Raw genomic sequence first — 9,863 nt, forward strand, 5'->3', positions numbered from 1 at the left:
CTTCCCGACGGCCCGGCCAACCGCGCCGCGGTCCCCCAGGGCCGGCACGTCCACCTGCTGATGGCTCGCGGCGCCGAGGAGTTCGAGAGCCACTTTCCCGGGCTGCTCGCCGACATGGTGGCCGACGGTGTCCCGATGCTGGAGAACCGCCCGGACTGTATCCACTTCGGCGCCGCGGGCCACGTGCTGGGCACCGCGCACCGGCTGCAGAACGAGTTCACCGCCTACGTCCCGAGCCGTCCACAACTCGAATGGCAGATCCGCAAGCGCGTGAACGACATCGACAACGTCGACATCGTCGCGGCCGCGGTGACCGAACCGACCTTCGACACGGCGCGCCAACGCGTGACCGGTGTGCTGCTCGATTCCGGTGAAACGGTCGCCGCGGACCTCGTCGTCGACGCGACCGGCCGAGGCACCCGGCTGCCCGTGTGGCTCGAGAAGTGGGGCTACGAGCGACCGGTCGAGGAGACCGTCGACGTCGGAATCGCCTACGCCAGCCACCAGTTTCACGTCCCCGATGGTCTGCTCGCCGAAAAGGTCGTCGTGGCAGGCGCTTCGCGCGCCCAGCCGCTCGGCCTCGGCATGCTGTTCTACGAGGACGGCAACTGGAACGTCACGACCTTCGGCACCGGCAAGGCCGAGCCTCCGCAGAACGTGGCGCAGATCCTCGATTTGGCCGACGAGATCCTGCCCGCTCACGTGTCGGCCGCGCTGCGGCAGGGCACACCGCTCGGCGAAATGGCGTTCCACAAGTACCCGACGAGCCGTTGGCGCCGCTACGACGATCTCGAACGCTTCCCCGCCGGCATCTTCCCGTTCGGCGATGCGGTCGTGAGCTTCAACCCGACCTTCGGCCAGGGCATGACGATGACGGCGATCCAGGCGGGCAACCTGCGCACGGTCCTGGAGTCGGGTCGCCCCGATGTCGCGGCCGCTCTCGCGAAGGCGACGGCGAAGACGACGTGGCCGGTGTGGGTGATGACGGCGATCGGTGACCTCGCGCTGCACAACGCGAGCGGGGAGTCCAAGTGGTGGTACAAGCCGGTGGGCGGGTTGTTCGACCAGTTCCTGGGCGCGGCGGAGACGGATCCTGTTCTGGCCGAATGGTTCCTGCGCCGCTTCAGCCTGCTCGACAGCCTCTATATGGTGCCCTCGCCGCGGCTTGTCGGTCGCACCATCCGGCACAACATGCGGCTGTGGCTGGCCGAGAAACGGGCCGGCGGAAACTCGCCCGGTAATTTGGTGACCATGACGAGGACGCGATGAGCGCAGGGCTGTTCGGGCTTCTCGACGACGTGGCGGCCCTGGCCCGGTTGGCGGCCGCGTCGGTCGACGACATCGGCGCCGCGGCCGGGCGGGCGACGGCCAAGGCCGCGGGTGTGGTGGTCGACGACACCGCCGTCACCCCGCAGTACGTGCACGGGATCACCGCTGAGCGCGAACTGCCGGTCATCAAGCGGATCGCCATCGGATCGCTGCGCAACAAGCTGCTGTTCATCCTGCCGGCCGCCATGCTGCTCAGCCAGTTCGCGCCGTGGTTGTTGACACCGCTGTTGATGGTCGGCGCGACGTACCTGTGCTACGAGGGCGCCGAGAAGGTGTGGGGCCGCATCAATAAAGATGGTGCCCACGACAAGCACGCCGCGCCCACCACCGCGGTCGGTGCGGATGCCGAGAACAAGATGGCCGCGGGCGCGATTCGCACGGACTTCATCCTGTCCGCCGAGATCATGGTGATCGCGCTGAACGAGGTTGCCACTGAACGTTTCTGGCCGCGGTTGATCATCCTGATCGTCGTCGCGATCGTCATCACGCTGGCGGTCTACGGTGTGGTCGGCCTGATCGTGAAGATGGACGACATCGGGCTGCGGCTCGCCCAGCGTTCGTCGTCGTTCGTGCAGAAGGTGGGCCGCGGCCTGGTCACCGGGATGCCGAAACTGCTTGCGGCGCTGTCGGTCATCGGCACGGTCGCGATGCTGTGGGTGGGCGGCCACATCCTGCTCGTCGGGAGCGACGACGTCGGCTGGCACGCGCCCTACGGGCTGGTCCACCACGCCGAGGACTTCGTCCATCACGCGGTCCAGGGGGTAGGGGCGCTGCTGGGCTGGCTGGTCAACACCGCCGCCTCGGCTGTCGTCGGGCTGGCCGTCGGCGCGGTGATCGTGGCGATCATGCACGTGCTGCCGTTCGGTCACCGCGCCGAGCGCGACACGTCGCACTGAGCGGCGCGCGTCAGATTCCGACGGTCGCGCGGAACAGCTTGGTCGGTTGCGTCGCCGCGAGCCGGATCGGGCCCTCGTCGGCCGGCACCCATGCGGCCGCCCCCCGGTCCAGGGTCACGGTGCCGCCCTTGGCATGCACGACGGTCGAGCCCTCGGTGCACAGCAGTACCTGCGGACCGTCGTGGCGAGTCGGCGCATCGATCTCGTGGCCGACCCGGTCGCCGTCGATGTGCAGCACCGACAGCGCGAACTCCGGCGCCGGTGTGCGGTACACCGATTCGATGCCGTCCTCGACCTCCTCGGGCCGGACCACGACGTCGAGCGCGGGCGTGAAATCGAGGACACGCAACAACTCCGGACATCGACGTGCTTGGGGGTCAGCCCGCCGCGCAACACGTTGTCGGAGTTGGCCATAACCTCCACCCCCATGCCGTTGAGGTAGGTGTGCAGGTTGCCGGCGGGCAGATAGATGCCCTCGCCAGGACTCAGCGTGATGCGGTTCAGCAGCAACGACGCCAGCACTCCCGCGTCGCCGGGATATCGCTCGCCGAGTTCCAGCACGGTCCTGGCCTCGGCCGCGAATTCGGTTCTGCCCGAACAGACGTAATGGATGGCCCCGTCGATCACCGCGGGCACCAGCACGTCGAGGTCCGGTTGCGGCGCGGTGATCCACGTGGTGAACAACGCACGCAGCCCGTCGGCGTCGGGCTGGCCGGAGAGCAGGTTGACGAAGGGGTCGAGATCGGTGACCCCGAGCGCGCGCATCAACTCGATGGTCCCCGCCGCGGGCCGGAAGCCGGCCAGCGCCTCGAATTCGCCAAGGGCCACAATCAGTTCCGGCTTGTGGCTGGGATCGCGATAGTTGCGGTTGGGCGCCGAGACCGGGATACCGAGTCTGTTCTCGCGCTCGAAACCCTCCGCCGCCTGCTCGGCGCTCGGATGCGCCTGCAGGGACAACGGTTCGTCGGCGGCCAGCACCTTGACCAGAAATGGCAGCATGTCGCCGAAGCGCGCACACACGGCCGGACCCAACTGTCCCTCGGGGTCTGCGCGCAGCTCGCCCAGCAGCGAGCGCTCACCGTCCTCGGTCTCCAGCATCGCCGGGTCGCCCGGATGGGCACCGAACCACAGCTCAGCTTCGGGATGCGCTGTGGGACTTGGCCTTCCGGTGAACTCGGCGATCTCGGTGCGCGAACCCCAGGCATAGGTCCGTACCGCTCCGCGTAGCAGGTGCACGTGCCTAACCTCGGACTAGTTTCAGGTACACGGCGGTCATCTCCAACCGCACGGCCAGCATCGCCAACTGCTGTTCGAGGCGACCCACCGCCGTCGACGCATCCGGTACGGCGGCTCCTTCGGGCAGTTCGGGCACGTCTTGTGCACTGATCAGATCGACGTCATCCAGCCCGGCGGTACGGGCGACGACGAGTGGTCGCTCCGCATCGGTCGTGAGCACGAACGTCCGCGCCCGGCGCGGAAGGGGGCCGTCGATCTGTTCGTCGTGGAACAGCGAACGTTCGCGGTCGGCCGCGGTGCGTCCCAGGCCGGTGCGCAGCGCGACCAAGGCGTCGGCCAAGCCGGCCGCCGCGGCGACACGCTGGGCCACGCGCAGCAGGACAGCGGCGCCGTGCCGGGCCACCGCGAGCGTCGCCGCGCTGTCACCGGCCAGCACCACCTCGCGGTCCGACATCTGCTCGGCCAACGCCTTGGCCGGATTGGTGAACAGCTCGCGGCCCGCGCTGTTGCGCAGCGCCTCGGCGTCGAGTTCGTCGGCCAGCGCAGCGAGGTCGACGTGCATCGCTGGGTCCACGACGTTCAGCGTCGCCAGCCCGACCGCCAGGTAGCGCACCAGACCGAAGTCGTCGGGCACCCAGACCCGCGGCGCCAACACCACGGCCCGGCCCGCCGCGACGTCGCGCAACGGCCCTTCGAACGGCGCGGCGATGACGACGCGGGCGCCGCGGCGCACCCCGGTGGCAGCGGCGTTGACCAACGCGGGATCACCCGGGTCGTCCCCTGCCACGACCAGCACGTCCAACGGCCCGATCCACGGCGGCACTTCGGGGGCGACGACGATCGGCGCGGTCACCGAGGCGCTGAACGCGGCGGCCAGCAGTGACCCGGCCGACTCCGGGTTCCCCCGGCCCGCGACCCAGATCAGGGTGCGGGGCGGGCCGTCGGCCCGCAGCGATTCGAGTTCTCCCTCGTCGAGCGCGGCGGCGGTGGCACGCACCTGGGCGCCGGCCGTCGAGGCCGCGCGCAGCAGACCGTCGCGGTCGGCGGCGAGCAGAGCCTCGACGTCGTCGAGGTCCACCACCGCGGCCGGCGGCCCGGCAGTCACGTCGCGACCTCGGCTTCCGAAGCACTCTGGGCGCGAACCGTCTCGGAGACCGCCGCCACCACCTCGTCGACCTCCTCGGTGCTACGGGCTTCGACGTTGAGCCGCAGCAGCGGTTCGGTGTTGGACATGCGCAGGTTGAACCAGACGCCGTCACCCAGATCGACCGTGACCCCGTCGAGGTGATCGATCGCGTGGATCCGGGCGCCGAACGCCTTGAGCACGCCGTCGACGCACCGCTCGGCGTCGGTGACCGTGAAGTTGATCTCGCCGGACGCCTCGTAGCGCTGGTAGTCGGCCATCAACTCCGACAGCGGCCGGTCCTGCTCGCCGAGGGCGGACAGCACATGCAGGGCGGCCAGCATGCCGGAGTCGGCGCCCCAGAAGTCGCGGAAGTAATAGTGCGCCGAGTGCTCGCCGCCGAAGATCGCACCGGTGTCGGCCATCAGCGCCTTGATATAGGAGTGCCCGACGCGGCTGCGCACCGGCGTACCGCCGCGCTCGGCCACGAGCTCGGGCACTGCCCGCGAGGTGATCAGGTTGTGAATCACCGTGGCGCCGATCTCCCTACCCAGTTCCCGTGCGGCGACCAGCGCGGTCACCGCTGACGGCGACACCGGATGCCCTTTCTCGTCGACGACGAAACACCGGTCCGCGTCACCGTCGAACGCCAGCCCGATGTCCGCGCCGGTCTCGATGACGTACGCCTGCAGATCGGCCAGGTTCGCCGGGTCCAGCGGGTTGGCCTCGTGGTTGGGAAAGGTCCCGTCGAGTTCGAAGTACAGCGGACAGAGGGTGACGCCCGCGACCGCGCCGAGGACCGCGGGCGCGGTGTGGCCGGCCATGCCGTTGCCCGCGTCGACGGCGACCTTCAACGGGCGCAGCTCCGACAGGTCCACGAGCGAGCGCAGGAACTCGCCGTACTCGGCCAGCACGTCGCGGTCGGTTGCGCTGCCAGGCGCGCCGTCGTAGGCGGGTACGCCGGCGATGACCTCGTCGGCGATCGTCGACAGCCCGGTGTCGTTGCCGACCGGTTTGGCGCCCGCCCGGCAGAGCTTGATCCCGTTGTAGGCCGCCGGGTTGTGGCTGGCGGTGAACATCGCACCGGGGCAGTCGAGCAGCCCGGACGCGAAATACAACTGGTCGGTCGAGGCCAGCCCGATCCGCACCACGTCGAGGCCCTGCGCCGTCACCCCCTCGGCGAACGCCGCCGCGAGCGCGGGCGAACTCTCCCGCATGTCGTAACCGATCACCACCTGCGAGGCGTTGTCGCGCACGAGCCGGGCGAACGCGGCACCGACGTCGCCGACGAACCGCTCGTCGAGTTCTTCTCCGACCAGGCCGCGCACGTCATACGCCTTGATGACGCGATGAACAGCCGCGGCGGGCCGGGACATATGACTCCTCGTGACGTGGACTACTGCTCGCGCCAGCCTAGTAGCCCGGCAGTGCGTGCACGCGAGCTAGTCGGTGGGGTCGGGCAGCACCCGCAGATGGCCCCGGCGGCGGCCGTTGGGCTCCGGCCGGCGCGCCGGCGGCGCCAGTACCGAACCGCCGGTGACGCCGGTGACCGGATCGGAGAAGCCAGCGGCGACTCCGTTGATCGGCGGAGCGAGGTCGCGGCCCTCGCGGACGGCGTCGGCGAGCGCGACCAGGTCGTCGTCGTCGGGGTGCGACGGCAGGGGGCCCGCGTGCCGCACCAGTTCCCAGCCGCGGGGCGCGGTGACGCGACCGGCGTGCACCACGCACAGGTCCCACGAGTGCGGTTCGGCCACCGTGGCCAGCGGCCCGACGACCGCCGTGGAGTCGGCGTAGACGAAGGTCAGCGTCGCGACCGCGTAATGCGGGCACCCGGGCCGGCAGCAGCGACGGGGAACATTCACAGCGGAAGGCTATCGTGGCCGCGCGCCGGGCGGCGCCGGACACGCGCAGCCTGCGGGCGGCCGATCTCGAACCGTTACGATCGGCGTTCGTCGCGCACGAGAGGAGCACCGACGCGATGGCCAAGGGGGGATATCCGCGCTCACGCCGCGGCCGCGACATGCGCGGGCCACTGCTTCCCCCGACGGTTCCGGGGTGGCGCAGTCGCGCCGAGCGGTTCGACATGGCGGTGCTCGAGGCGTACGAACCGATCGAGCGGCGCTGGCAGGACCGGCTGACGACGCTCGACGTCGCTGTCGACGAGATACCGCGCATCTCGCCCAAGGATCCGGACAGTGTGCAGTGGCCGCCGGAGGTGATCGCCGACGGGCCGATCGCGCTGGCCCGGCTGATCCCGGCTGGAGTCGACGTTCGAGGTAACGCCACGCGGGCGCGAATTGTGTTGTTCCGCAAGCCTATCGAGCGACGAGCCAAGGACTCCGCCGAACTCGAGGACCTGCTGCATGAAATCCTGGTGGCTCAGGTCGCCACGTATCTGGGCGTCGAGCCGTCTGTCATCGACCCGACGATCGACGACGAGTGAGCCCGCGGCTCAGATGATTCCGCGCTTGAGCCGACGCCGCTCGCGCTCGGACAGGCCGCCCCAGATGCCGAAACGCTCGTCATGTGCCAGTGCGTACTCCAGGCACGCGTCGCGCACCTCGCAGCCCTGGCAGATGCGCTTGGCTTCGCGCGTCGAGCCACCCTTCTCGGGGAAGAATGCCTCGGGATCGGTCTGAGCGCACAACGCGCGCTCCTGCCACAGCTCGTCTTCTGGTGTGAGCGCCGGCGCAACATCAACCGGGTCTGGCACGAGACTCAATTGCGGACGCCGTGGCGTCTCAATCGGTGCCGGTCCCGGATTGGCGTGCGGGGCGCTGTCCACTGAGCCGAGGAATCGGTTGTCGAACCGAACCAAACGATCGAAATCGCCGTACTCAAAAGACATCTTCCGCCTCCTCACCTGATCTCGTTGATCCCCTATTTGCGCCCCACCGGAAAGTGGGACCCATGCAATTCGAACAAGTGATCGAATCTCGGTCTGCGGCACCGGAACCGGATGGCCTACCGGGAAATGACACTGCTGTGATTACACACGCGTGAGCTGCCGCGGTCAAGCTCTGGAACAGGAATTCATACCATTCCGTGATCGAATTTCGGCGAGTCGTTGACTCGGCGTGTCTGTCACACTCCCGTGCCGGCCTCATCGGAGGAGAACCGGCTGCCCGAACCGCCTTCGCCGCAACGGCCTACGCTCGGTCGATGTGAAGGTCACCGTTCTCGTCGGCGGCGTCGGCGGCGCCCGCTTTCTGCTGGGTGTGCAGCGCCTGCTGGGGCTCGGGCAGTTCAGTGGGGCGAAAGATGCTGCTGCGACTGATGATACTGATGAGCACCAGTTGACCGCAGTCGTCAACGTCGGCGACGACGCCTGGATGTTCGGGGTGCGAATCTGCCCCGATCTCGACACGTGCATGTACACCCTCGGCGGCGGCATCGATCCCGAGCGCGGCTGGGGCCACCGCAACGAAACCTGGCATGCCAAAGAGGAACTCGCCGCCTACGGCGTACAGCCGGACTGGTTCGGCCTGGGCGACCGCGACTTGGCCACTCACCTCGTGCGCAGCCAGATGCTGCGCGCCGGCTATCCGCTGTCTCAGGTGACCGAGGCACTGTGCAAGCGGTGGTCGCCGGGGGCGACGCTGTTGCCCGCCAGCGACGACCGCAGTGAAACCCACGTCGTCATCACCGATCCCGGGCCCGGCGAGTATGCCGGCGAGAAGCGCGCGATCCACTTCCAGGAGTGGTGGGTGCGCCACCGCGCGAAGGTGCCGACGCACAGTTTCGCGTTCGTCGGAGCCGAGGCGGCCACCGCCGGGCCGGGCGTCGCCGAGGCCATCGAATCCGCCGACATCGTGCTGCTGGCGCCGTCGAACCCGGTGGTGAGCGTCGGCGCGATCCTCGCTGTGCCGGGGATCCGCGGTGCGCTGCGGTCGACCGCCGCGCCGGTGATCGGCTATTCGCCGATCGTCAGTGGAAAGCCGTTGCGCGGCATGGCCGATGAATGTCTGTCGGTGATCGGCGTTCAGAGCACCTCCGAGGCCGTCGGCCGGCACTACGGTGCGCGCTCCGGTGTAGGAATTCTCGATGGTTGGCTGGTGCACTCTGAAGACCGGGCAGTCGTCGACGGAGTCGAGGTGCGGTCCGTGCCGCTGCTGATGTCCGATCCCGCGGTGACGGCCGAAATGGTCCGCGCCGGAATGGAATTGGCCGGAGTCAAGCCGTGACAGAGCACGGGTCTGCAGCGGCGGTCGAACTGCTCCCGGTGCCCGGGCTGCCCGAATTCCGCCCCGGCGACGACCTCGCCGCGTCGATCGCGACGGCCGCACCGTGGCTGCGCGACGACGACATCGTCGTGGTCACCAGCAAGGTGCTGTCCAAATGCGAGGGCCGCATCGTCGACGCGCCGGCCGACCCGGACGAGCGCGACGCGCTGCGGCGCAAGCTTATCGACTCCGAGGCGGTACGCGTCCTGGCCCGCAAGGGCCGCACGTTGATCACCGAGAACACCATCGGGCTGGTTCAGGCCGCCGCAGGGGTCGACGGGTCCAACGTCGACTCGGCCGAACTCGCGCTGCTGCCAGTCGATCCCGACGCCAGCGCCGCCGCGCTGCGGACGGCGCTCGGACAGCGCCTCGGGGTGAGGGTCGGCGTCGTCGTCACCGACACGATGGGGCGGGCATGGCGTAACGGGCAGACCGACGTCGCGATCGGGGCGGCCGGGCTGACCGTCCTGCACGGGTACGGCGGCTCCGTCGACCGGCACGGCAACGAACTGATCGTCACCGAGATCGCCGTGGCCGACGAGCTCGCCGCCGCCGCGGACCTGGTGAAGGGCAAGCTGACCGACATCCCGGTGGCAGTGGTGCGCGGTCTTCGGCTGGCCGACGACGGATCGACCGCGCGCACGCTGGTACGGGCCGGTGAAGAAGATTTGTTCTGGCTGGGCACCGAGGAGGCGATCGCGCTCGGACGGAGCCAGGCACAGCTGCTGCGCCGCTCGGTGCGCCACTTCAGCACCGAACCCGTCGCAGCCGAACTCGTGGAAGCCGCTGTCGCCGAAGCGCTTACCGCGCCCGCGCCGCACCACACCAGGCCGGTGCGCTTCGTGTGGTTGCAGGATCCGGCCAGAAGAGGCGCGCTGCTCGATCGGATGAGAGACAAGTGGCGCGCCGATCTGAGCGCGGACGGGCGGCCCGCCGACGCGGTCGAACGTCGCGTCGATCGCGGCCGGATCCTCTACGACGCACCGGAAGTCCTGGTCCCGTTCCTGGTGCCCGACGGCGCGCACACTTATCCCGACGCCGAACGCACCGCCGCCG

The 9,863-nt window shown here is 69.4% G+C and carries 9 protein-coding genes and 1 pseudogene; 5 read left to right on the forward strand and 5 right to left on the reverse strand.

Features of this window, described 5'->3' with window-relative positions; translation table 11 throughout:
• Both A5663_RS11225 and A5663_RS11230 read left to right on the forward strand, forming a co-directional pair.
• Nucleotides 1-1,269: NAD(P)/FAD-dependent oxidoreductase (locus A5663_RS11225; protein ID WP_068148212.1), on the forward strand; the 1,269-nt coding region annotated here is incomplete at its 5' end.
• Nucleotides 1,266-2,225, forward strand: a complete 960-nt coding sequence (locus A5663_RS11230; protein ID WP_068148214.1) for a DUF808 domain-containing protein — start codon at nucleotides 1,266-1,268, stop codon at nucleotides 2,223-2,225. The genes A5663_RS11225 and A5663_RS11230, both read left to right, overlap by 4 nt.
• Before the next feature lie 10 nt (nucleotides 2,226-2,235).
• On the opposite strand, the pseudogene manA reads toward A5663_RS11230, so the two are convergent.
• From manA to A5663_RS11250, 4 genes and pseudogenes are all read right to left on the reverse strand, one after another.
• Nucleotides 2,236-3,461: pseudogene (gene manA / locus A5663_RS11235) on the reverse strand (mannose-6-phosphate isomerase, class I).
• Between the two features lie 4 nt (nucleotides 3,462-3,465).
• Nucleotides 3,466-4,566: a TobH protein gene (locus A5663_RS11240; RefSeq protein WP_068148216.1), complete on the reverse strand. Its 1,101-nt coding sequence runs from the start codon at nucleotides 4,564-4,566 to the stop codon at nucleotides 3,466-3,468.
• Nucleotides 4,563-5,960, reverse strand: coding sequence for a phosphomannomutase/phosphoglucomutase (locus A5663_RS11245; RefSeq protein ID WP_068148217.1), 1,398 nt, complete (start codon nucleotides 5,958-5,960; stop codon nucleotides 4,563-4,565). Before A5663_RS11245 ends, A5663_RS11240 begins: the two co-directional genes overlap by 4 nt.
• Nucleotides 5,961-6,026: 66 nt before the next feature.
• Nucleotides 6,027-6,446 (reverse strand): DUF3499 domain-containing protein, encoded by a 420-nt coding sequence (locus tag A5663_RS11250; RefSeq protein ID WP_068148219.1) that lies wholly within the window; start codon nucleotides 6,444-6,446, stop codon nucleotides 6,027-6,029.
• Between the two features lie 158 nt (nucleotides 6,447-6,604).
• On the opposite strand from A5663_RS11250, the gene A5663_RS11255 reads away from it, so the two are divergent.
• The gene (locus tag A5663_RS11255; RefSeq protein ID WP_068148232.1) at nucleotides 6,605-7,027 is read left to right on the forward strand and encodes a metallopeptidase family protein; all 423 of its coding nucleotides are present in this window, start codon (nucleotides 6,605-6,607) and stop codon (nucleotides 7,025-7,027) included.
• 9 nt (nucleotides 7,028-7,036) lie between these two features.
• Here A5663_RS11255 and A5663_RS11260 read toward each other — a convergent pair whose 3' ends face one another.
• Nucleotides 7,037-7,297 carry a WhiB family transcriptional regulator gene (locus tag A5663_RS11260; protein WP_231976756.1) on the reverse strand — a complete coding sequence of 87 codons (261 nt, stop codon included), beginning with the start codon at nucleotides 7,295-7,297 and terminating at the stop codon, nucleotides 7,037-7,039.
• 451 nt (nucleotides 7,298-7,748) lie between these two features.
• On the opposite strand from A5663_RS11260, the gene cofD reads away from it, so the two are divergent.
• Both cofD and A5663_RS11270 read left to right on the forward strand, forming a co-directional pair.
• Entirely contained in the window at nucleotides 7,749-8,768 is a 1,020-nt protein-coding gene (cofD, locus tag A5663_RS11265) for a 2-phospho-L-lactate transferase (RefSeq protein WP_068148225.1), read from the forward strand.
• Nucleotides 8,765-9,863 (forward strand): coenzyme F420-0:L-glutamate ligase (locus A5663_RS11270; protein ID WP_068148228.1); only part of this gene is annotated, 1,099 nt, incomplete at its 3' end. The genes cofD and A5663_RS11270, both read left to right, overlap by 4 nt.

This window comes from Mycobacterium sp. E740 (assembly GCF_001672895.1).
GTDB lineage: Bacteria > Actinomycetota > Actinomycetes > Mycobacteriales > Mycobacteriaceae > Mycobacterium.

Bases quoted from the DNA above. Each gene is read 5' to 3' on its own strand.
- A5663_RS11230 (WP_068148214.1), top strand. From the start codon at position 1,266: ATGAGCGCAGGGCTGTTCGGGCTTCTCGACGACGTGGCGGCCCTGGCC.
- A5663_RS11255 (WP_068148232.1), top strand. From the start codon at position 6,605: ATGCGCGGGCCACTGCTTCCCCCGACGGTTCCGGGGTGGCGCAGTCGC.
- A5663_RS11245 (WP_068148217.1), bottom strand. From the start codon at position 5,960: ATGTCCCGGCCCGCCGCGGCTGTTCATCGCGTCATCAAGGCGTATGAC.